The following is a 22,885-nucleotide window of genomic DNA, read 5'->3' as shown; positions in this document are numbered from 1 at the left end:
GTTTTTATTTCAATATCTATTGGTATAACTAGTATGGAAGATATTGGACCAATTCAAAATAAGGGAGAAAGTCGGCGGGCAGTAGCGCTATTTATGCAAAATTTTTCATGAGATGACGTAGTTCTCATAATTTGCCGGAGTATTTGCTTGTTGGTCAGGGTTTGGAGACTATGAAAATTCTTTCATTTTTGAATTGGAGCTGGATCACAGAATGGATAAAAAGCTGCGAGTCGCCGAAATTGCCGCCCGCACCGGGCTGTCAGCCAGTACGGTTTCGCGCGTCTTAGCCGGAAAAGCGAATACCAGCGAAAAGGCCCGTCAGGCGGTATTGGCCTGCGCCCGTGAGCTGGGGGTGATGCAGGGATTGGCCGCCGGGCGGCTACTGCTCAACAACCTGCTGATTTTTGCGCCGCAGCGGGCCTTCGATGAACGTTCAGATATCTTCTACTATCGCGTCATCCAGAGTATTAATAACGCGCTGGCGCCGCATGAAGTACGTCTGCGCTATTGCGCGCTGGAAGAAAACGACAGCGACGCCAATCTGTTTCTGGCCCGCATGAACGAGACCGACACCCAGGCGGCGGTATTGCTGGGTATCGACGATCGGCATATCCACGCGCTGGCGGCGGATCTTGGCAAACCTTGCATATTAATTAACTGCCGGGATGAAGGGATGCGGCTTCCTTCTATTGCGCCTGACCATCGGCTGATTGGCCAGTGCGCCGCTCGTTATCTGTTTGATATGGGCCATCAGGCGGTAATGAACGTGATGTGCTTGCGCCGCTATACCATGGAGCTACGGCTAGTGGGTATCAAGGAGGCGTGGCGCGCGCGCAACCTGCGATTTACCGGTAGCCGCGACCTGATTAGCGTCGCCAACTTTAGCGCCAGAGAAACGGAAGAGCAGGTCGGGGCCTGGCTCGATGCTTTACAGGGGCGCCCGATGCCGACGGCGTTTCTGGTGGGCGGCGATTTTATGGCCGCAGGTACCGTCAGCGCGCTGCAAAAACGAGGCCTGCGGGTGCCGCAGGATGTCTCGGTGATGAGTATCGACGGTTTTAATCTGGCGGCGATTCAGGACGTGCCGCTAACGGCGATTCATGTACCGCGGGATGAGCTCGGCAGCGAGGCGGTGCATCTTTTGCAGCAGCGTCTGCTGCGCCCGGAAGCGCCGCACGGCTCGCTACTGCTGCACGGCGCCCTGGTGGTACGCGATTCGGTGCGGCGGATCCGGCCAGGCAAGAGCCATACCGCCGTAGAACAGCAAGGTCTGTATGATGATTAGATCTTCATGCCCAATGCGCGTTTGCCGTGATCGTTAAGATCGGCAACGGTGAAGCGCGCCTGCCAGTCGCATTCGTAATCTTCACGCGGGAAATCCCCCGGCGAGGCGCCTTTTTCCAGCGCGATTTTTACCTTCTGCGCATAGGCGAGATTCTTCTCGCACATCGGCGCGGCCGGGATGTACATGACGTTGCCCCAGCCCTGTTGATTTTCCACCGGCGCGACCGAGTGAATGACATCACAGTGCCACCAGACGGAATCGCCGGCATTCAGCGCGGGAATCGAGCTTAGCGCTTTGATGAGCAATGGATGCCATTGCTCAGAGATCGGCAGTACCTTGCCCGGCGCGACGCCGCATAGTTCATCTTCCGGCACATCATCCAGCAGCGGACGCAGCAGAACGTAAGCCATCGCCTCCGGGATCGGCACCACGTGCAGCAGCCCTTGACCGGGGATCATGTCCGACAGCGCTGTCCAACCCTGGAAAGTGCGGAAGACCGAACATTTGGTGGTGTTATCGACGGTGTACTCTTCCACTTCGGTACGATGCGCCGCGTCCCACGGATCGTAGGCGTCGATATTGCCATTAAAGACGTTGGCGAAAACCTGCTGATAAGCGGGAAGCAACCAGCGCTCCAGCGCCCCGGAATCGGTATGCGCGCCCAGCCCCTTTGACGTGGTTCCCGGCGGGCGGCGGCGGATGCGGTCAGGGTAAATCACGCTGACATCCGGATCGAACCAGCGTTTGCCGTCCTGCTCAAAGCGCCACAGGCGGTTAAGGAAGGATTGTACCGCCGCCATTTCATCGCTTTGGCGCGCCTGCATTTGCGAGGGCGACCAGTAGATCGGATAGATCTCCGGGCGCGAAGCCTCCAGCGAACCGAAGAAGCTGTCGCCGGGCCCTTTGTAAACGTCGTCGAAATGGTTCAGGTCCAGGTATTCCAGCATCGCGTTATCCCAGGCCAGCGCCTGTTCGCGCGGGTAGTGGCCTTTGATAACCGCGCAACCACGGCGCTTAATCGCCTCGCGCTGCGCATCGCTCACTTTACCCTGGGCGATATCGCTAAACGGGATCGTCGGCCAGACCTCCTGGCCCGCGGCTTTCAGGGCATTAATCTCGTCCAGGCGCTCGCTGATGCGCGCCGAGAGTTTATCGAATACCGCCTGAACATCGCCGATTTGCGCGCGTAGGGCCTGTTTCATCTGGCGAATCGCCGCTTTATGGTCGGCAGGTAATGTTTCGTGGGTAGGGAGAGCAGCCATAATCACCTCGCTGTATCTTTCATTCGAAAGTATTAAATCTTACAAACGTTAATTTAAGTTAAATTAGAGTTAATGCAAGTTTAAAATTATGCAGCGGCGCACAAAATGGAAAAGCCGGGGCGGATACCCCGGCACAGGATCAGTCGTTGAAAGGGGAGGTCTTATCGAGAACGGCCTGAATCACCTTCAACGCGCCGTCGTGGTTATTGTCATCGGTGGTGAAACCGGCGATGGCTTTGATGCTGTCGGCAGCGTTGGCCATAGCAAAAGCATATTTCACCAGTTTTAACATTTCGGCGTCATTGCCGCTGTCGCCAATTGCTACGCATTGCTGCGGCGAAAGGTTCCAGCGTTTGAGCAGGCGGCTGATGCCGTTGGCTTTATGCAGGCCGGGGATAATCAAATCGACAAAGCCAAAGCCGCTGGTGACCGGCTTCATGATCCCGTCGAGCGAGACGTGCAGTTTATCGATAAGCTGTGGGATATCGCTATCAGGCAGGTTGAGGGAGAATTTGAATAGCGTATCGTCGATGCGGTGGTAATCGCTTACCCGCTGCAGACGATGGTAGTGCTTCGACATCAGCTCGACAAAGGCGTCCGGGGCTTTATCGCTCACGTACGCGCTTTGCAGGCCGCAGGCGACAAAGTTGAGCTGCGGATCTTTCAGCAGTTCGCCAATCACCACCTGTGATTCGTGACGGGTCAGTTCGCCGTGGAACACCTGTTTGCCATGCTCGTAAACCAGAGCGCCGTTTTCTGCGACGAATGAAATCTGCTCGCGGATTTCCGGGAAAAATGAGATCAGCTGATAGTACTGGTTGCCGCTGGCGACAACAAATTCAATACCTTGCTGTTTAAGCTGCGCAAACTGCGCGAGGAAACGCGGGCGGTCGTACTGCTTGGCGTCATTGAGAAAAGTTCCGTCCATATCGGTGACGATAACTTTAACGGTCATAAGAGGTGCTCCTGGCTTAACTTCGACCAGTAACATTCTAATTACAATGTGATGGGCAGCACAAATTTATTTCGAATGAAAGTTTATCCAATTATCAACGGGTACAGAAGATGTCACCCGGCTCAGCGCAGCGCCGGCCGGGTATTTTCCTTACAGCGTATGCTCGGTACGGGCGATGATGTCGTCCTGGGTATCCGGCGACAGGGCGGTGAAGAACGCCGAGTATCCGGCGACGCGGACCACTAAATCGCGGTACTGGTCAGGGTGTTTCTTGGCTTCCAGCAGCGTTTCGCGTGACACGATGTTGTACTGAATATGCCAGCCTTTATGCACCTCGAAGAAGGTGCGCAGCAGCACCATCAGCTTTTGCTTATCGGACTCGTTCTCCAGCGTGGAAGGATTCAGCTTCTGGTTGAGCAGCACGCCGCCGAGGATCGCGCCGGTCGGCAGTTTGCCTACCGAACTGATAACCGCCGTTGGCCCCAGGTGATCGGTACCGGAGGCTGGGCTGGCCCCTTCCGCCAGCGGCGCGTGCGCTTTGCGGCCATCCGGCGTCGCCATGGTCTGCGCGCCGAACGGGACGTTCGCGGAGATAGACGACGTACCAGCGTAATAGTTACCGCCAATCGGGCCGCGGCCGTAACGCGGGTTATGGTACTGCTTCAGCTCGTCGATATAGGTCTGATAGGCCCGCGCTAGCAGAATGTCGACGCTGTCGTCGTCGTTACCGTACTTCGGCGCGCCGTTGATCAAGCGCTGACGTAACTGCTCGTGGGTCAGGCCGGCAAAATCTTCCGCCAGCGCTTTCGCCAGCTCCTGCTGGCCGATAACGCCCTGATCGAAGACCAGTTTTTTCACCGCCGCCAGGCTGTTGCCGAGGTTGGCAATCCCGACCTGCAGACCAGAAACCCAGTCATACTTCGCGCCGCCTTGCTTGATACTCTTCGCCCGTTCGATGCAGTCATCAACTAACGCTGAGCAGAGAATATCGTGGACGTTCTCTTCCAGCATGGTATCGACAACGTACTCAATCTCGATAGATTTACGGGTGTAGTAGCGGATCTGAGTATCCCAGTCTTCCAGTACCTGGTCGAAGTTAGCGAAGTTACCTTTCGACAGCGCATGTTGTTGGGCAAGGAACACCTGGCCGCTGGTGGCATCGCGGCCGCCTTCCAGCGTCGCCAGCATCACCCGCGCGAAGTTAATAAAGCTCATGCCGGTGCAGCGATAGCCCCATTTGCCGCCGACCGCGGTTTCGATACAGCCGATAGCGGCGTAATCGTAGGCGTCCTGCGGCTCAATGCCGAGTTTGATAAATTCCGGGATGACGATTTCATCGTTATTAAACGCCGGCATGCCGAAACCGCAGCGGATCACCTGCACGCAGGCGTCGAGGAAGTCGTTGCTCATCCCGGCGTGGTAACGCACGCTGAGGTTCGGCTGGGTCGAGCGCAGGCGGCCGCAGGATTCGAGGATCGCATACGACAGCGGGTTGACGGCGTCCTGCGGTTGACCGTCGACCAGATTTTGCCCGCCGATGGTGACGTTCTGGTACAGCGGGCTACCGGCGGAAGCTTTGGAATGCGAGCCGGAGCGAATTTTGTTGACCTCCAGCAGCTTCAGCCAGCAGCAATGCAGCAGCTCAATGGCCTGTTCGCGATCCAACGATTGCTGCAGTTCAACGTCGCGGCGGTAGTACGGATAGAGGTACTGGTCCATGCGGCCAAAGGAGACCGAGTGGCCGTTGGATTCAATCTGCAGGATCAACTGAATAAAGTAGCAGAGCTGCAGCGCCTGCCAGAAGGTTTTCGGCGGCTGGTGGGCGATAATTTCACAGTTTTCGGCGATCGCCAGCAGCTCGTTGCGGCGCAGTTCGCGCGGCTCCTGCGCCGCCATGTCGCGCGCCAGCGTAGCGAAGCGTTTGCAGTGTTCGCTCACTGCCGCGAGCACGATATCGATCGCCTTCAGGAACTGTTCGCCGTGCAGATCTTCCAGCACCGTCAGATTAATGCGTGAGCGGCGCTCAGCGACCTTCGCGCGCATGCCGTCGAGCCCTTTTTCCAGCAGCAGCGGATAGTTGACCGCCAGGTGGGCGTCGCCGGAAGTCATGTTGCCTTCGGCTTTGATAATGCCGGTGGCGAGCAGCGCTTTTTGTTCATCGGTAAACATGCCGTAGCAGCGGTCCTGAACGGTCTGCCCGCGCCACCATGGGCACACTTCATGTAATACGCGTTTGTTCGCTTCGCTGACCGAGAAGCCGGCGCCCGGACGGTCGGCGAGATCGTCGATCTCTTTCTCAATCCAGCTGACGGTATATTCCGGGAAAATCGGCGCGGCGCGAACTTCGCTGGCCTGGTTGCCGACGATCAGTTCATCGTGCTTGATCCAGATAGTGCGTTCCGCCAGATGATGCGCCAGCGCCAGCGCGCGACGCACCGGGATGGGTTTATCGAGATGTTGCTGATAGGCGGCGGTATAGTGTTGGGCGCGCTCGGTACAAACCGGCGGCTTAACGATATGCACCAGCGCCATTTTATGCGCCTGAATGCGGGCGCTCAGAGTATCCAGTTTTAAGGTGGTCATAAGTTATCCTCGTAGGGTCGCCGTTAAACCTTTGCTTTGCGCGTACTGCTGCGCAAAGGCCAGCAGCTCTGGAGCGGCCAGCGGTTTGTCCGGTGCGGTATAGGGCTGACTGAGTAGTTGGTATTTATTCATTCCCAGCGTGTGGTACGGCAGGAAATGGATTTCGCTGACCTGAAGACGGTCGGCGGCAAAATCGGTAATCGCGGTAATGTCGGCTTCGCTGGCGTTAAACCCCTGAATTAATGGGACGCGGATAATGATTTTTTTACCTGCCTGCGCCAGGCGCTGCAGGTTATCCAGCACCCGGCGGGCGCTGCCGTCGGTCCACTGCTGGAAAACGGCCTCGTCAACGTGCTTCAGGTCGGCCAGAAACAGATCGACAAACGGTAAAGAGGGTTCAATGTACTTCCACGGTACGTGCAGGCAGGTTTCCACGGCGGTGTGAATGCCCGCCTGATGGCTGGCTTCGAACAGCGCCTGCGCCAGAGTCGGGTTCATAAAGGGCTCGCCGCCGGAAAGAGTAATGCCGCCGCCGCTGCGATCGTAAAACGGTTTATCGCGCAGCACCGTCGCCATAATTTCCGTCACGCTTTTTTCCTCGCCGCAGACCGTCAGCGCGGTTGTGGGGCAGCAGTGGCGTAGCGCGGCAATGTGGCTGTCGTTGACGTTTTGCCGATGGATGATCAGGCCATCCAGAGTACGGGTAATCACCTCCGGTGCCGCCTGCTGGCAAAGCTCGCAGCCGTCAAGACACAGCCGCGCGTCATACAGCAGGTCTTCGCTGCGGGCGCGGCTTTCCGGGTTCTGACACCAACGGCAGCCCAGCGAACAGCCTTTAAGGAATACGACGGTACGGATCCCCGGGCCGTCATGGGTGGAGTAGCGCTGGATGTTGAAGATCATGATTTACCCTCTTATTTGCATATGAAGATTAAATAGCTTTCGAATGAAAGTTATATTGATGCAAATCAACAATCAGAGTGGGTAGTAGAGATGGGGAGAAAAAGAACGGCGTGGTTCACAAAATAACCGGCGACCTGCCTCGCCGGCGGCTGGAATTAGCGTGAACCGCACACCTCGCACTGCGGGTGGCGCATCAGCTTCATTTCGCGAAACTGGCAGGTCATCGCGTCATACATCACGATTTTGCCCCTTGCAGGGGCGCCGTAACCGGTCAGCAGTTTAATCGCCTCCATGGCCTGCAGTGAACCGATAGTGCCGACCAGCGGCGCCATCACCCCGGCTTCGACGCAGGTGAGGGCGTTTTCGCCGAACAGGCGGCTCAGGCAGCGATAGCAGGGCTCGCCGTCCTGATAGGTAAAGACGCTGATTTGCCCTTCCATACGAATTGCCGCGCCGGAGACCAGCGGGGTTTTGTGTTGGAAGCAGCCAGCATTGAGCTGGTTGCGAATAGCAACGTTGTCGGTACAGTCCAGCACCAGATGGTGGTCGGCAATCTGCGTTGCCAGCGCCGCGTCATCCAGCATTGCATCGATGGTGACCAGCCGGACGTGCGGGTTAATGTGCGCCAGCGCATTGCGGGCAGAATCGACCTTGGGCTGGCCGATGGTTGCGTCGCTGTGCAGCGTCTGGCGTTGTAGATTGGATAATGAAACGGTATCGAAATCCAGCAGGGTGAGCTGACCCACCCCGGCTGCCGCCAGGTATTGAGCGGCGGCGCAGCCGAGCCCGCCGAGGCCGACGACCAGTACGCGAGCGGCTTTTAAGCGCTCCTGACCGTCGAAATCAAACCCTCGCAGTACGATCTGCCGGTTATAGCGCAGCATCTCCTCGTCGCTCAGCTCAACGGCCATTACAGCCCCCCAAACAGATGATTAAAGGGCTCGACTTCGACCCATTCGCCCGCTTCGACGTTGCCGCGTTCGCGCTCCAGTACGATAAAGCAGTTACCGAGGCTGAATGAGCTGAAAATGTGCGAGCCCTGATGGCCGGTGGTGCTCACCACCAGTTCGCCTTCTGGATTGCGTTGCAGCACGCCGCGCTGGAAGTCGAGGCGGCCCGGCGATTTTTTCAGCCGGCTGGCGGCGCGCACGCGCAGACGCATCGGCTGGGTTTGACCGCGGTTGCCGGAGAGCTTGGCCAGCAGCGGCTGTACCAGTTGATAGAAGGTTAAGGTGGCGGAAACCGGATTGCCCGGCAGGCCGCAGAACCAGCTGTTGCTGAGCTTGCCGAAGGCGAAAGGTTTACCCGGCTTAATCGCCAGCTTCCAGAAGCCGATCTCGCCCAGTTCTTCGAGGATAGTTTTGGTGTAATCGGCTTCGCCCACGGAGACGCCGCCTGAGCTTATTACCACATCGGCCTGCTGGTCGGCGGCGATAAAGGCGTCGCGCAGCTTCGCCGGATCGTCAGGAATAATGCCGAGGTTGATCACCTCGCAGCCCAGCTGTTCGAGCATCAGATGTACCGCCAGGCGGTTAGTATCATAAATCTGGCCGTCGCCGAGCGGTTGGCCCGGCAACTGGAGTTCATCCCCGGTCGAGAAGACCGCGACGCGCACTTTACGGACTACCTCGACGTCGGCAATGCCCAGCGATGCCAGCACCGGCAACTCGGCTACGGTAAGACGCGTGCCCGCCGGGAATACTACCGCGCCGTTGGCGATATCTTCCCCGCGCCGGCGAATATTTTGCCCGGCTTTTACCGGCGCGATGAAGCGCACGCCGGCGTCGCTTTGTTCCGTTTCTTCCTGCATCACCACCGCGTCGCAGCCTTCCGGCACCGGCGCGCCGGTCATGATGCGGATACAGGTGCCCGCCGGCCAGGCGTCGTGGAACGGTTGGCCGGCAAAGGCCTTACCGGCAACCGGCAGCGCCGCGCCGTCGGTGAGGTCGGCCAGGCGCACGGCATAGCCGTCCATCGCCGAGTTATCAAAACCGGGTACGTCCAGCGGCGAAACGACATCATGGGCGGTCACGCGCGAAAAGGCCTGCAGCAGCGGCAGGGTTTCCGTGGCCTGCAGCGGCGAAATACGGTCGAGCATCTGAGTCAGGGCTGTGTCGAGCGGCATCAGTCCGGCGGTAAAATCCATGGGTTACTCCTGCTGGCAAAACGTCGAAAACGCCTATTATGGCAGAAAAGCGCCGGCGACTGTATGCCACTGCGGTACGAGCCTTTACATCACCGGATGCTCTTTCTATATTCAAAAAACGTATAAAAGGTTAGTCAGTATAATGATATCTATACAGTTTATGGCAAAGGAAAGATTGAATGGGTAAGGCGGTAATAGCAATCCACGGCGGCGCCGGCGCGATTAGCCGCGCGCAGATGACTCAGTCGCGCGAACGCGAGTATGTGGCCGCGCTGTCGGCCATCGTCGATAGCGGACAAAAAATGTTGGCAGCAGGCGCCAGCGCGCTGGATGCGGTGACCGAAGCGGTACGCCTGCTGGAAGAGTGCCCGCTATTTAACGCCGGAATAGGTTCCGTGTTTACCCACGATCAAACTCACGAACTGGATGCCTGCGTGATGGATGGCTATAGCCTGCAGGCCGGCGCGGTGGCTGGCGTAAAGCATCTGCGTAACCCGGTGCTGGCGGCGCGTCTGGTGCTGGAAGAAAGTCCGCACGTGCTGCTTATCGGCGAAGGGGCGGAAAAGTTTGCCGCCTCGCGCGGCATGGCGCTGGTTGAAAACGAGTTATTTTCCACTACCGAGCGGCTTCTGCAGTTGCAGCAGGCGAAAGAGGGCGGCGAGATTATTCTCGATCATCATGCCGCGCCGCTCGATGAACGCCACAAAATGGGTACCGTCGGCGCGGTGGCGCTGGATCTGGCCGGTAATCTGGCGGCAGCGACCTCTACCGGCGGAATGACCAATAAACTGCCCGGACGCGTCGGCGACAGCCCAGTGCCGGGCGCGGGCTGCTATGCCAATAATGCCAGCGTCGCGGTCTCCTGCACCGGCACCGGCGAAGTCTTCATGCGCACGCTCGCCGCTTACGACATTTCAGCGTTGATGGAGTACGGCAATCTCAGCCTGTTTGAGGCCTGCGAGCGGGTGGTGCAGGAAAAACTGCCGGCGCTGGGCGGCAGCGGGGGCCTTATCGCCATCGACCGCGAGGGGAATGTGGTGCTGCCGTTCAACAGTGAAGGGATGTACCGGGCGTGGTGTTATGCGGGCGATACGCCGACGATTGGAATTTATCGCGAATAAAAGGAGAAGCGAGTTTGCCGCAAAGTCATGAAATTGATGAAGACGATGTGCTGGTGGTACGCGATCTTAACGTCGCCTTTAGCCAGCAGCGGCAGCGCGTTTCTGCGGTGCGTAACCTGTCATTTAGCCTCCGCCGCGGCGAGACGCTGGCGATTGTCGGCGAGTCCGGTTCCGGAAAATCGGTGACTGCCCTGGCGCTGATGCGTCTGCTCGACGAGGCGGTCAGCGAAGTCAGCAGCGAGGCGTTGCTGCTGCGCCGACGTAACCGTCAGGTGATTGATATTAATGCTCAAACGGCGGGGCAGATGCGTCAGGTTCGCGGCGCGGACGTGGCGATGATTTTTCAGGAGCCGATGACCTCGCTGAACCCGGTATTCACCATCGGCGAACAAATTGCCGAGTCTATTCGGCTACATCAGGGACTGCGCCATGACGAGGCGCTGCGGGAAGCGAAAAAGATGCTCGAACGGGTGCGTATTCCGGAAGCGGCAGCGATGCTTTCACGCTATCCGCATCAGCTTTCCGGCGGCATGCGCCAGCGGGTGATGATCGCCATGGCGTTATCGTGTCGCCCGGCGGTACTGATTGCCGATGAACCCACCACCGCGCTGGACGTCACGATTCAGGCGCAGATCCTACAGCTTATCGCCGCGCTGCAAAAAGAGATGGCGATGGGGGTGATGTTTATCACTCACGATATGGGCGTGGTGGCGGAAATCGCCGATCGCGTGCTGGTGATGTACCGCGGCGAAGCGGTAGAAAGTGGGCGCGTCGAGGATATTTTTCGCGCCCCGCAGCATCCTTATACCCGGGCGCTACTGGCGGCGGTGCCGAAGCTCGGCTCGATGCGCGGCAGCGATTTGCCGCGACGCTTCCCGCTGCTCAACGACGGTGTGACCCAGCAGCCGGAACAGAATACCGTGGTAGCCGGTAAACCGATTTTGCAGGTACGCGACCTGGTCGCGCGTTTTCCGATCCGCGGCGGTATTCTCAACCGCGTCACCCGCGAAGTGCATGCGGTGGAAAAAGTGAGTTTCGACCTGTGGCCGGGCGAAACGCTGTCGCTGGTCGGCGAATCCGGCTGCGGTAAATCGACCACCGGGCGGGCGCTGCTGCGGCTGGTGGAAGCGCAGGGCGGCAGCATCACCTTTAACGGCCAGCGTATTGATGCGCTGTCCGGCGGCAAGCTACAGACGCTGCGCCGCGATATTCAGTTTATTTTTCAGGATCCTTACGCTTCGCTCGACCCGCGGCAGACGGTCGGTTATTCCATTATGGAGCCGCTGCGTGTGCATGGTCTGCTGGAAGGGGATGCGGCTCGCGAACGTGTCGCCTGGCTGTTGCAGCGCGTGGGGCTGGAGGCGGAACACGCGTGGCGTTATCCGCATGAGTTTTCCGGCGGTCAGCGGCAGCGTATCTGTATCGCCCGCGCGCTGGCGCTCAATCCGAAAGTGGTGATCGCCGATGAGTCGGTGTCGGCGCTGGACGTGTCTATTCGCGCGCAGATTATTAATCTGCTGCTCGATTTACAGCGTGAAATGGGCATCGCATTTCTGTTTATTTCCCATGACATGGCGGTGGTGGAGCGCATCAGCCACCGCGTAGCGGTGATGTATCGCGGGCGGATCGTGGAGATTGGCCCGCGTCGCGCCGTGTTTGAAAACCCGCAGCATCCTTACACCCGTAAACTGATGGCGGCGGTGCCGGTCGCCGATCCGGCGCATCGTCAACCGCAGCGCGTATTACTCTCTGACGAGCTGCCGGGGAATATCTATAAACCGGGAGAAGAAATCGACAGCGCGCCGTTACAGCTGGTAGCGCCGGGGCATTATGTCGCCCGTGAGCCCGCCGATGTACTGAGCCGATAACAACCTAACGCACTCTTGCAGGAGCATAACAACATGACTCAACCTGTTACACGCAAATGGCTACTGGCGCTTGGCATCGCCTCGGCGCTGGCGGCGACGCCGGCCTTCGCCGCGAAAGATGTGGTAGTGGCGGTCGGTTCCAACTTCACGACCCTTGATCCCTATGACGCGAACGATACGTTATCGCAGGCGGTGGCGAAGTCGTTTTATCAAGGCCTGTTCGGCCTTGATAAAGAGATGAAACTGCAAAACGTATTGGCGGAAAGTTATACCGTTTCGGCGGATGGTCTGGTGTATACCATCAAGCTGCACAGCGGGGTGAAATTCCAGGATGGCACCGATTTTAACGCCGAAGCGGTGAAAGCGAATCTCGACCGCGCCAGCAATCCGGATAACCATCTCAAACGTTATAACCTGTATAAGAATATCGCCAGCACCGAGGCGGTGGATCCGACGACGGTCAAAATCACGCTCAAACAGCCGTTCTCGGCGTTTATCAATATTCTTGCCCATCCGGCGACGGCGATGATTTCGCCGGCGGCGCTGAAAAAATATGGCAAGGAGATCGGCTTCCACCCGGTAGGTACCGGGCCGTATAAGCTCGATACCTGGAACCAGACCGATTTCGTCAAAGTCAGCAAGTTTGACGGTTATTGGCAGCCGGGGCTGCCGAAGCTGGATTCCATTACCTGGCGCCCGGTGGTCGATAACAACACCCGTGCGGCGATGCTGCAAACCGGCGAGGCGCAGTTCGCCTTCCCGATCCCTTACGAGCAAGCGCCGCTGCTGGCGAAAAACAGCAAGCTGGAGCTGGTGGCCAGCCCGTCGATTATGCAGCGCTATATCAGCATGAACGTAACGCAGAAGCCGTTCGATAATCCGAAGGTGCGGGAAGCCATTAACTATGCGATTAACCGTCAGGCGCTGGTTAAGGTCGCGTTTGCCGGATACGCCACCCCGGCGACCGGCGTCGTACCGCCTTCTATTGCTTACGCCCAGACCTACAGCGCATGGCCTTACGACCCGGCGAAAGCCCGTCAGTTGCTGAAAGAAGCCGGTTTCCCTAACGGCTTTAGCACCACGCTGTGGTCATCGCATAATCACAGCACCGCGCAGAAGGTGCTGCAGTTTACCCAGCAGCAGCTGGCGCAGGTGGGTATAAAAGCGCAAGTGACGGCGATGGATGCCGGACAGCGTGCGGCGCAGGTTGAAGGCAAGGGGCAGAAAGAGAGCGGGGTGCGGATGTTCTACACCGGCTGGTCAGCGTCGACTGGCGAAGCCGACTGGGCGCTGTCGCCGCTATTCGCCTCACAAAACTGGCCGCCGACCCTGTTTAACACCGCGTTTTACAGTAACCCGCAGGTTGATAAAGATCTGAGCGAGGCGCTGAAAACGACCGATGCGCAACAGAAGACCACACTCTATAAAGATGCGCAGGACATTATCTGGAAAGAGTCGCCGTGGGTGCCGCTGGTGGTGGAAAAGCTGGTATCGGCGCATAGCAAAAACCTGACCGGGTTTTATATTCAGCCGGATACCGGTTTTAGCTTCGAGCAGGCGGATCTGACGCAGTGATAGTGCTTATGCTCACGCGTTCCCTCTGCCGAAATGGGAGGGGGCGATGCTGAATTACGTTCTGAAGCGCCTGCTGGGGCTCATTCCGACGCTGTTTATCGTCGCCGTTCTGGTGTTCCTGTTTGTACATATGCTGCCGGGCGATCCGGCGCGGCTGATCGCCGGGCCGGAAGCCGATGCGCAGGTGGTGGCGATGGTTCGCCAACAGCTGGGGCTCGATCAGCCGTTGCACGTGCAGTTCTGGCACTACATCACCAATGTATTGCAGGGTGATTTCGGTATCTCGATGGCTTCGCGCCGCCCGGTGACCAGCGAAATCGCCAGCCGCTTTATGCCGACGCTATGGTTAACGCTTGCCAGTATGAGCTGGGCGGTGCTGTTCGGCATGGCGGCGGGCATCGCCGCGGCGGTGTGGCGCAATCGCTGGCCGGATCGGTTGGGGATGGCGCTGGCGGTAACCGGTATCTCCTTCCCGGCGTTCGCCCTCGGCATGCTGCTGATGCAGGTTTTTTCCGTCGAGCTGGGCTGGCTGCCGACGGTCGGCGCCGACAGCTGGCGGCACTATATTCTGCCGTCGTTGACCCTTGGCGCCGCGGTGGCATCGGTGATGGCGCGCTTCACCCGCGCGTCGTTCGTCGACGTGCTGCATGAGGATTACATGCGTACCGCGCGGGCTAAAGGGGTGAGCGAAACGCTGGTGGTGTTGAAGCATGGCCTGCGCAACGCGATGATCCCGGTAGTGACCATGATGGGTCTGCAGTTCGGTTTTCTGCTCGGCGGCTCCATTGTGGTGGAGAAGGTCTTCAACTGGCCGGGGCTTGGCCGGTTGCTGGTCGATTCCGTGGAGATGCGCGACTACCCGGTGATCCAGGCGGAAGTGCTGCTGTTTTCGCTGGAGTTCATTCTTATCAACTTAGTGGTGGACGTGTTGTATGCCGCCATTAACCCGGCTATCAGGTACAAGTAAGGTGCGATTGCTCAACTGGAGAAGGGAAGCGGTTATCAACGCCATGCCGGGCGTTAAGCCCGGGCAGATCCGCACGCCGTGGCACGAGTTCTGGCGGCGTTTTCGTCGCCAGCCGGTGGCGATGGCAGCGGCCCTATTTGTGCTGCTGCTGATTATCGTCGCGATTATCGCGCCGTGGATAGCGCCGTATGACGCGGAAAACTATTTTGATTACGACCGGCTCAATGAAGGGCCGTCAATGGTGCATTGGTTCGGCGTTGATTCGCTGGGGCGCGATATCTTCAGCCGTGTGCTGGTCGGCGCGCAAATTTCGCTGGCCGCAGGGGTTCTGGCGGTACTAATTGGCGCGCTAATTGGCACCGTGCTCGGCCTGCTGGCCGGTTACTACGAAGGCTGGTGGGACCGCATCACCATGCGTATCTGCGACGTGCTGTTTGCCTTCCCCGGCATTCTGCTGGCGATTGCGGTAGTGGCGGTGATGGGCAGCGGGATGGCCAACGTGATTATCGCGGTGGCGATATTCTCAATTCCGGCGTTCGCCCGCCTGGTGCGCGGCAATACGTTGGTGCTGAAGCAGCAGACGTTTATTGAGTCGGCGCGCAGTATCGGCGCCAGCGATACGACCATTCTGTTCAACCATATTTTGCCCGGTACGGTATCGTCGATAGTGGTTTATTTTACCATGCGCATCGGCGTGTCGATTATCTCCGCCGCCAGCCTGTCGTTCCTCGGCCTTGGCGCCCAGCCGCCGACGCCGGAGTGGGGGGCGATGCTGAACGAAGCGCGCGCGGATATGGTGATGGCGCCGCATGTGGCGTTATTCCCGGCGATCGCCATTTTCCTGACGGTGCTGGCGTTTAATCTGTTGGGCGACGGCCTGCGCGATGCGCTGGATCCGAAGATAAAGGGGTAGGAGACAAACGCGGCGGGAGCAAAGTTGGTAGATACTGTTATCGGCTTGCAGCTGTTTCGCTCCAGGACAAAGGGTTGTCCTGTGCTGTTTCCGAGAACATTGCGCTCCCGATATTTCTTCTGCGTTATGGCTCTCATGGCGCAGGGAGCGCACAGAGGGCGGCCAGTCGCCGCCGCCCTCTGTACTCCCGGGCTCTGGCCGCCAAAATCGCCACTTCGTGGTACCTTCGACTTATCCCGGCAGGCTTCGGGTCGGGCCGAGGCAGCGTCCTTGCAAAACACGGCCCTCAGCCCGCATCCATGCGGGCTGCCCCGGCCTTCCGGGAACGTCTCAGCGATTTTGAGGCCACCAACGGCGGCAGTTTCAGCAGCCATGGGGAAAGAGGTAGCCCGGATAAGGCGTAAGCCGCTATCCGGGAAGCGGGATTAGACCCGGGAACCCCACAGGTCATATTCGTCGGCGTGTTCGACTTTCACCCGCAGCACGTCGCCCGGTTTAACGTTGGTTTCACCGTTCAGATAGACCGCGCCGTCGATTTCCGGGGCATCGGCCATGCTGCGGCCAATCGCTCCTTCTTCATCGACTTCATCGACCAGTACCATAATTTCGCGGCCCACTTTCTCCTGCAGACGCTCGGCGGAAATCTGCTGTTGCAGCTGCATAAAGCGGTTCCAGCGCTCTTCTTTGACCTCTTCCGGGACCTGATCCGCCAGTTCGTTGGCGGTGGCGCCCTCAACCGGGCTGTACTTGAAGCAGCCAACGCGGTCCAGACGCGCTTCTTTCAGGAAATCGAGCAGCATCTGGAAATCTTCTTCCGTTTCGCCCGGGAAACCGACGATAAAGGTGGAACGCAGGGTCAGATCCGGGCAGATCTCGCGCCACTGTTTAATACGCGCCAGCTGACGGTCTGCTGAACCCGGGCGCTTCATCAGTTTCAGAATGCGCGGGCTGGCGTGCTGCAGCGGAATATCGAGATACGGCAGGATCTTGCCTTCCGCCATCAGCGGGATCACATCGTCAACGTGCGGATACGGGTAGACGTAGTGCAGACGCACCCAAATGCCGAGCTTCGCCAGCTCTTCACACAGGCTGACCATACTGGTTTTCACCGGCATACCGTTGTGGAAACCGGTGCGGTGCTTGACGTCAACGCCATAGGCGGAGGTGTCCTGCGAAATCACCAGTAGCTCTTTCACCCCGGCGTCGGCCAGGCGTTTGGCTTCCGCCAGCACTTCGCCAATCGGGCGGCTCACCAGATCGCCGCGCATTGACGGGATGATGCAGAAGGTGCAGCGATGGTTGCAGCCTTCAGAAATTTTTAAGTACGCGTAGTGACGCGGCGTCAGCTTGACGCCCTGTTCCGGCACCAGGCTGAGGAACGGGTTGTGCTTCGGCTTTGGCGCATAGTGGTGGACGTGTTCCAGCACCTGCTCGTAGCTATGCGGCCCGGTAATTTCCAGCACCTTTGGATGCACTTCGCGGATTTGATCTTCTTTCGCGCCGAGGCAGCCGGTAACGATCACTTTGCCGTTTTCTTTTAAGGCTTCGCCGATCGCTTCAAGCGACTCCTGCACGGCGCTATCGATAAAGCCGCAGGTGTTGACGATAACCATATCGGCGTTGTCGTAGCTGGGAACCACATCATACCCTTCGGTACGCAGTTCGGTGAGGATACGTTCTGAGTCTACCAGGTTTTTCGGGCAGCCCAGGGAGACGAAGCCGATTTTCGGCTGGTGCGTGACATTGCTCATAGCTTAAAAAATGTTCATTTATTGGAATGGTCAGGGCAGGAATTCTACAGATCTTTGCGAAAAAGAGTATAGCCAGGCGGCGATGAATGATGAAAAAGCGTTAGCGCAGCGGAGGTGTTTAAGCCGCGTTGTTGGCCGCCCAGGTTGTAACATTGTAAATAATGTTAATTGCTGTGTGATTATTGACCTCGCTCATGATTTCGCGCAAAAAATGACCATACTATGATTATGGTAATGGACGACAGAGGAGGACCGTGATGAGCGTTGACAGACGTTACACTAACCTTTTGAATAAGCTGATTAATGCCAATATCGATTTGGCGGCTTATCTCCAGCTTCGTAAAGCGAAAGGCTATATGTCAGTCAGCGAAAATGACCATCTGCGTGATAACTTGTTTGAGCTATGCCATGAACTGCGCGTACACGCGCCGCGTTTGCAGCACGCCATCGCGCCGGAAGAGATGGAAGCCTTCCGCCTTGCCGGTGAGTCCGTCGCTTCGGCGGCGGTTTGCCTGATGAGCGGGCATCATGATTGCCCGGCTTATATTGCCGTTAACGTAGAGAAGCTAGAACGCTGTCTGTCGGGGTTGACGATGAATATTCACATTCTGAATAACTCAGCGCCAATGACCCACGCCTGAATCCAGGGGGAGGTGACTCCCCCTGTTAAAGTTTATGTAAAAATCCCTGCCTGACCGCCCACGCTGGCTACCCTTATCAGCAATGCTGACGAAAGGAGTGCGCCATGCGCCGATATCTCAAAATAACACTTATGACTGTGCTGCTGCCCATGGCGGCGATGGCCGCGCCGCGCGTTGAAGTGCTGCAGGATAACCTCGACCACCCCTGGTCACTGGCATTCCTGCCGGACAATGAAGGCGTGCTGATTACCCTGCGCGGCGGCGAACTTAAACGCTGGCAGCTCGATCAAGGATTATCGGCGCCCATTCGCGGCGTGCCGAAGGTGTGGGCCAACGGCCAGGGCGGCCTGCTGGATGTGGTTCTGGCGCCGGATTTTGCTCAGTCGCGCCGGGTATGGCTGAGCTATGCCGAAGCGGGCGATGACGGCAAAGCGGGGACGGCGGTGGGGTATGGCCGCCTCAGCGCCGACCTGCAAAACCTGGAAGATTTTAAAACCGTTTTCCGCCAGCAGCCGAAGCTCTCCACTGGCAATCATTTCGGCGGGCGGATGGTCTTCGATGGCAAAGGTCATCTGTTTATCGGTTTAGGCGAAAATAATCAGCGCCCGACGGCCCAGGATCTCGATAAGCTGCAGGGAAAAGTGGTACGCCTGACCGAACAGGGGGAAATCCCCAAAGATAATCCTTTCGTCGGCCGTACTGGCATCAGACCGGAAATTTGGGCTTATGGTATTCGCAACCCGCAGGGGATGGCGATGAATCCGTGGAGCGATACGTTGTGGCTGAACGAACATGGCCCGCGCGGCGGCGATGAGATCAATATTCCCCTCGCCGGGAAAAACTACGGCTGGCCGCTGGCGACGCACGGCATTAACTATAGCGGTCAACCTATCCCGGAAGCTCAAGGAAAGAGCGCGCCGAATACCGAGGCGCCGCTGCATGTCTGGCCGGTCTCCCCAGCGTTGAGCGGGATGGCATTTTACAACGCGTCAACTTTCCCGCAGTGGCGACATAAGTTGTTTATCGGCGCGCTGAAGGATGAGTCCTTGATTGTGCTCTCGGTGGACGGCAATACCCTCAGCGAGGAGACGCGGCTATTAAAAGATCGCGGCAAACGCATTCGTGATGTGCGCGTTGGGCCCGACGGTTATCTTTATCTGTTAACCGACGAGCCCGACGGTGAACTGCTCAAGGTCAGCCCGGAGTAATGACCTCAGGTGACCGGGATCATGACGACGTCGCGGAAGGCCTGGCGCTGCTGGATTTGCTGATACCAGCGCTGCAGATGGGGCCGCGGCTGCCAGCTGTCGAGGATGGAAAGCAGGTTATAAACGAACGGCGCCACCGCCACATCGCCAAGGCCGAACTCATCGCCAGAAAGCCAGGCATGCTTCGCCAGTTCATCGTCGAGCATGGCGAACAGCCCTTCACAGGCGTTAATACCTGCCTCAATGGCCGCCGGATCGCGCTGGTCCGGCGGCGTTCTGACCAGCCCCATTAATACCGGACGGTGCGCCGGGGACAGCGTAGCGTTGGCCCAGTCCATCCATTTTTCACCCTGCGCGCGCTGCACTGGCGACTCCACCCACAGACGGTTTTGCCCGTACTGCGCGGCAAGATAACGAATAATGGCGTTGGATTCCCACAGCACCAGCCCATTGGCATCGTCTTTGAGTAGCGGCACCAGGCCGTTCGGGTTCATCGCCAGATACTCCGGGTCGCGATTGAGACCATACTCCAGCCCCGCCAGAATCTGCTGATAAGGAAGATCCAGCTCAGCCAGCACCCAGCGTACTTTCTTCACGTTGGTCGAGTTATTTCTGCCCCATAACGTAATCATATCCGCTCCTGCATATTATTTAATCGCCGTTGCAACATGGTGAGCAATCATGTTGGAATAAAGTTAATATTAAGGCAATCACGATCAAAAAAATTGCCTTGTTTTCAGCAGGCAGCGTCGTTATTGCGTAAACTTTAAAAACTTTACCAACTCGCTGTTTCTTTAAGGTCATTTGTACGCTTTACTCACCGCCTTGTGCTGTGCGGCAAGAGTGTTGCGGCATATTTTGTTTGGAAAGGATACTTGGGTGGCTCTTATGACGCATGATGCTTTTTCCCTTCGCGGCCTCGCGGCAGGCTGCGCGCTTTTACTTCTCGTGGCCCCTGCAGTGCAGGCGGCGGATCAACTTCCTGATGCGCCATCGATTGATGCGCGAGCCTGGATCCTGATGGACTATGCCAGCGGCAAAGTGCTGAGTGAAGGCAATGCCGACGAGAAACTCGACCCGGCCAGCCTGACCAAAATCATGACCAGCTACGTGGTAGGCCAGGCGCTGAAAGCAGGCAAAATCAAACTGACCGATACGGTCACCGTCGGCCGCGATGCGTGGGCCACCGGTAACCCGGCGCTGCGCGGCTCCTCGGTGATGTTCCTGAAGCCAGGCATGCAGGTATCGGTTGAAGACCTCAATAAGGGCGTGATAATTCAGTCCGGCAACGATGCCAGCATCGCTATCGCCGACTATGTCGCCGGCAGCCAGGATTCGTTTGTCAATCTGATGAACGGCTACGCGCAGAAAATCGGCCTGACCAACACCACCTTTAAAACCGTCCACGGCCTGGACGCGCCGGGGCAGTTCAGTACCGCGCGCGATATGGCGCTGCTGACTAAAGCGATGATCCATGATGTGCCGGAAGAGTACGCGGTACACAAAGAGAAAGAGTTCACCTTCAATAAAATCCGTCAGCCAAACCGTAACCGTCTGCTGTGGAGCACCAACCTCAATGCCGATGGCGTGAAAACCGGCACCACCGCCGGCGCGGGCTACAACCTGGTCTCTTCCGCGACCCAGGGCGATATGCGCCTTATCGCGGTAGTGCTGGGCACTAAAACCGACCGTATTCGTTTTAACGAGTCCGAAAAACTGCTGACCTGGGGCTTCCGTTTCTATGAAACCGTCACGCCAATCAAACCGGATGCCACCTTTATTTCCCAGCGCGTGTGGTTCGGCGACAGTAATGAAGTCAAACTGGGCGCCGGCGAAGCCGGATCGGTGACCATTCCACGCGGGCAATTGAAAAACCTGAAAGCCAGCTACAACCTGACTGAGCCGCAGCTCACCGCGCCGTTGGCGAAAGGGCAGGTGGTGGGCACCATCGACTTTAAACTCAATGACAAAACTATCGAACAGCGACCGCTGATCGTCATGGAAGACGTGAAAGAGGGCGGCTTCTTCAGCCGCATGGTCGACTTCGTGCTGATGAAACTGCACGGCTGGTTCGGCAGCTGGTTCTCTTAAGCGACAGGCCGCGCCCTACGGGGCGCGGTTAGTACAGCAGTGATATTTGCTTTTCTTTCGCCAGCGCCAACAGATCGTCATCCGGGCGAACGTCGCTGGCGATGACGTCAAAACGCGATAATTCCCCCATCCGCGCCGGCCGCACTTTGCCAAACTTACTGTGATCGACCACCAGCACATGGTAGCGAGCGTTGTTCATGGCCCAGTGTTTCACCGGCAGCTCTTCCAGGTTATAACAGGTCGCGCCTTGCTCGCAGTCGATACCGGCGGCGGAGTAGTAGGCGATATCCGGGCTGAGATGACTCAAGGTATCCTGCAGGCTGAGCGGTAGAAAGATGGCGTTGCTGGCGTGGAATTCGCCGCCGCACAGAATAGCGCGACACAGCGGTTTTTCCTGCAGGGCGAGAAAGGTATTTAACGAGTAGCACACGCCGGTAAACGGCAGCTCGTTATCGATGGCGTCGATGATCCATGGCGTCGTGGTGCCGCAGTCAAAAAAGGCCATCTGATGCGCTTCAAGCAGCCCGGCGGCATGGCGCGCGGCACGGCGTTTTTCATCCACCAGACGGGTTTTCTGATCGCTCAGCAGATAGTGCGTGGCGCTACGCGGTTCCAGCACGATGTAACCGCCCAACAGTACCACCGGGCCGCTGTGGCCGTTTAAATCGCGACGAATGGTCATTTCTGATACGCCAAGCAGCGAAGCTGCTTCTTTCAGGTGAAGTTTATCGCTGCGCTTGAGTGCCTGAATGAGCTGGTTAATGCGTTCGTCACGACGAGTTTCCATATACCCTCTGAGCTAAAATCGCCCTGCAAGGGCAGGGCGTCAGCTTGATTTTACCCGGCGGCGAGGGGTTCGTCACCTGTCAGACGTTAGCCGCGTACCCAGCCTTTACGAATCGGCAGCGAGAAGCAGAGACGATACAGGCGCTGCAGCCGTTGGTAGAGACCATGACCGCCGCTCTGCCACAGCAGTTGCGCCCCAAGGCAGCCGCACATGCCAGCCAGCAGCCCGCCCAACATATCCAGCGGCCAGTGTACTCCCAGATAGACGCGCGACCATGCAATCGCCGAGGCGATGACCAGCAGCAGCGCGCCGGACCACACCCGGTGCCAGAATAAAAACGCCAGCGCGAAGGTAAAGATGACGGTGCCGTGATCGCTTGGGAACGAGTCATCCGCCGCATGATGCAGGAAGTTATAGCCGACGCCGTCAACAAACGGCCGGTCGTGTGGAAACAGATGACCGATAACCCACGAAATAGACAGGCTCAGGGCCAGGGCCAGCATGACCTTAAATACCAGCTGACGTTGGTTTGGCCCCCACAGCCATAGCGCCACCACCAGCAGCGGCACAATGATAATTAAGTCTTTGGCAATAAACGTGGCGACCTCAATCGCCCACCACGAGGAGGACGGGGTGGCGTTAATCAGGGCAAACAGCGCGTAGTTGATATTTTCCAGCATGCTTCCAGTCTCTGGTTACGATGGCAATAAGCTGCTCACCTTATTGAAAGGCAACGATAGGGTAAAGCAGCATTGTCTTAATTATCAGTTTGTTACGAAATATATCCGTGAGATGCCCTTGCCGGTATTTCGCCAAAGCGAGTATATCG

At 57.9% G+C, this 22,885-nt stretch carries 19 protein-coding genes; 9 read left to right on the top strand and 10 right to left on the bottom strand.

Going from position 1 to position 22,885, the window contains the following annotated elements; all coding sequences use genetic code 11:
- The first annotated feature begins 211 nt into the window (after positions 1-211).
- On the top strand, positions 212-1,285 hold the full coding sequence (locus ABLU78_RS22300) for a LacI family DNA-binding transcriptional regulator (protein ID WP_048228567.1): 1,074 nt from the start codon (positions 212-214) through the stop codon (positions 1,283-1,285).
- Here ABLU78_RS22300 and ABLU78_RS22295 read toward each other — a convergent pair.
- The 6 genes from ABLU78_RS22295 to moeA form a co-directional block, all read right to left on the bottom strand.
- Positions 1,282-2,547 carry a DUF1479 domain-containing protein gene (locus ABLU78_RS22295; RefSeq protein WP_015704832.1) on the bottom strand — a complete coding sequence of 422 codons (1,266 nt, stop codon included), beginning with the start codon at positions 2,545-2,547 and terminating at the stop codon, positions 1,282-1,284. The genes ABLU78_RS22300 and ABLU78_RS22295 overlap by 4 nt on opposite strands.
- A 139-nt stretch (positions 2,548-2,686) precedes the next feature.
- Entirely contained in the window at positions 2,687-3,502 is an 816-nt protein-coding gene (locus ABLU78_RS22290; protein ID WP_015367562.1) for a Cof-type HAD-IIB family hydrolase, read from the bottom strand.
- Between the two features lie 150 nt (positions 3,503-3,652).
- Entirely contained in the window at positions 3,653-6,085 is a 2,433-nt protein-coding gene (locus tag ABLU78_RS22285; RefSeq protein ID WP_015367561.1) for a formate C-acetyltransferase/glycerol dehydratase family glycyl radical enzyme, read from the bottom strand.
- Between the two features lie 3 nt (positions 6,086-6,088).
- On the bottom strand, positions 6,089-6,988 hold the full coding sequence (locus ABLU78_RS22280; RefSeq protein WP_048228570.1) for a glycyl-radical enzyme activating protein: 900 nt from the start codon (positions 6,986-6,988) through the stop codon (positions 6,089-6,091).
- Positions 6,989-7,143: 155 nt separating this feature from the next.
- A complete protein-coding gene (moeB, locus tag ABLU78_RS22275) occupies positions 7,144-7,899 on the bottom strand; it encodes a molybdopterin-synthase adenylyltransferase MoeB (protein ID WP_046883527.1) in 756 nt (251 codons plus the stop codon).
- Positions 7,899-9,134, bottom strand: coding sequence for a molybdopterin molybdotransferase MoeA (gene moeA, locus ABLU78_RS22270; RefSeq protein ID WP_032711277.1), 1,236 nt, complete (start codon positions 9,132-9,134; stop codon positions 7,899-7,901). The genes moeB and moeA overlap by 1 nt, the downstream gene beginning before the upstream one ends.
- A 179-nt stretch (positions 9,135-9,313) precedes the next feature.
- Here moeA and iaaA point away from each other — a divergent pair, with 179 nt between their 5' ends.
- The 5 genes from iaaA to gsiD are packed head-to-tail and all read left to right on the top strand — an operon-like array spanning position 9,314 to position 15,578.
- Positions 9,314-10,255, top strand: a complete 942-nt coding sequence (gene iaaA / locus ABLU78_RS22265; RefSeq protein WP_047055632.1) for a beta-aspartyl-peptidase — start codon at positions 9,314-9,316, stop codon at positions 10,253-10,255.
- 14 nt (positions 10,256-10,269) lie between these two features.
- A complete protein-coding gene (gsiA, locus tag ABLU78_RS22260; RefSeq protein WP_048228572.1) occupies positions 10,270-12,123 on the top strand; it encodes a glutathione ABC transporter ATP-binding protein GsiA in 1,854 nt (617 codons plus the stop codon).
- 33 nt (positions 12,124-12,156) lie between these two features.
- Positions 12,157-13,698 carry a glutathione ABC transporter substrate-binding protein GsiB gene (gene gsiB, locus ABLU78_RS22255; RefSeq protein ID WP_015367555.1) on the top strand — a complete coding sequence of 514 codons (1,542 nt, stop codon included), beginning with the start codon at positions 12,157-12,159 and terminating at the stop codon, positions 13,696-13,698.
- A gap of 46 nt (positions 13,699-13,744) precedes the next feature.
- On the top strand, positions 13,745-14,665 hold the full coding sequence (gene gsiC, locus ABLU78_RS22250; RefSeq protein ID WP_020079290.1) for a glutathione ABC transporter permease GsiC: 921 nt from the start codon (positions 13,745-13,747) through the stop codon (positions 14,663-14,665).
- A gap of 1 nt (position 14,666) precedes the next feature.
- Positions 14,667-15,578, top strand: a complete 912-nt coding sequence (gene gsiD / locus ABLU78_RS22245; RefSeq protein ID WP_047041807.1) for a glutathione ABC transporter permease GsiD — start codon at positions 14,667-14,669, stop codon at positions 15,576-15,578.
- A 425-nt stretch (positions 15,579-16,003) separates the two neighbouring features.
- On the opposite strand, the gene rimO is transcribed toward gsiD, so the two are convergent.
- A complete protein-coding gene (gene rimO / locus ABLU78_RS22240) occupies positions 16,004-17,329 on the bottom strand; it encodes a 30S ribosomal protein S12 methylthiotransferase RimO (RefSeq protein WP_015704839.1) in 1,326 nt (441 codons plus the stop codon).
- 257 nt (positions 17,330-17,586) lie between these two features.
- On the opposite strand from rimO, the gene bssR reads away from it, so the two are divergent.
- Both bssR and ABLU78_RS22230 read left to right on the top strand, forming a co-directional pair.
- The gene (gene bssR, locus ABLU78_RS22235) at positions 17,587-17,970 is read left to right on the top strand and encodes a biofilm formation regulator BssR (protein ID WP_015367550.1); all 384 of its coding nucleotides are present in this window, start codon (positions 17,587-17,589) and stop codon (positions 17,968-17,970) included.
- 104 nt (positions 17,971-18,074) lie between these two features.
- Positions 18,075-19,178, top strand: coding sequence for a PQQ-dependent sugar dehydrogenase (locus tag ABLU78_RS22230; protein ID WP_047045233.1), 1,104 nt, complete (start codon positions 18,075-18,077; stop codon positions 19,176-19,178).
- 5 nt (positions 19,179-19,183) lie between these two features.
- Here the strand turns inward: ABLU78_RS22230 and ABLU78_RS22225 are convergent, their stop codons facing one another.
- Positions 19,184-19,810 carry a glutathione S-transferase family protein gene (locus ABLU78_RS22225; RefSeq protein WP_048228575.1) on the bottom strand — a complete coding sequence of 209 codons (627 nt, stop codon included), beginning with the start codon at positions 19,808-19,810 and terminating at the stop codon, positions 19,184-19,186.
- Positions 19,811-20,066: 256 nt separating this feature from the next.
- Between ABLU78_RS22225 and dacC the strand changes: the two genes are divergently transcribed.
- The gene (dacC, locus tag ABLU78_RS22220; RefSeq protein WP_032705602.1) at positions 20,067-21,269 is read left to right on the top strand and encodes a serine-type D-Ala-D-Ala carboxypeptidase; all 1,203 of its coding nucleotides are present in this window, start codon (positions 20,067-20,069) and stop codon (positions 21,267-21,269) included.
- A 28-nt stretch (positions 21,270-21,297) separates the two neighbouring features.
- On the opposite strand, the gene deoR is transcribed toward dacC, so the two are convergent.
- Positions 21,298-22,056 (bottom strand): DNA-binding transcriptional repressor DeoR, encoded by a 759-nt coding sequence (deoR, locus tag ABLU78_RS22215; protein ID WP_015367546.1) that lies wholly within the window; start codon positions 22,054-22,056, stop codon positions 21,298-21,300.
- A gap of 86 nt (positions 22,057-22,142) precedes the next feature.
- Positions 22,143-22,736, bottom strand: a complete 594-nt coding sequence (gene ybjG, locus ABLU78_RS22210; protein ID WP_015704843.1) for an undecaprenyl-diphosphate phosphatase — start codon at positions 22,734-22,736, stop codon at positions 22,143-22,145.
- Positions 22,737-22,885: the final 149 nt, after the last annotated feature.

Source organism: Klebsiella sp. JN_Kp122 (assembly GCF_040062085.1).
In the GTDB taxonomy this organism is placed as follows: domain Bacteria; phylum Pseudomonadota; class Gammaproteobacteria; order Enterobacterales; family Enterobacteriaceae; genus Klebsiella; species Klebsiella aerogenes.
Note: the sequence above shows the minus strand (reverse complement) of the source record. Positions and strands in the feature narration are given on the sequence as shown.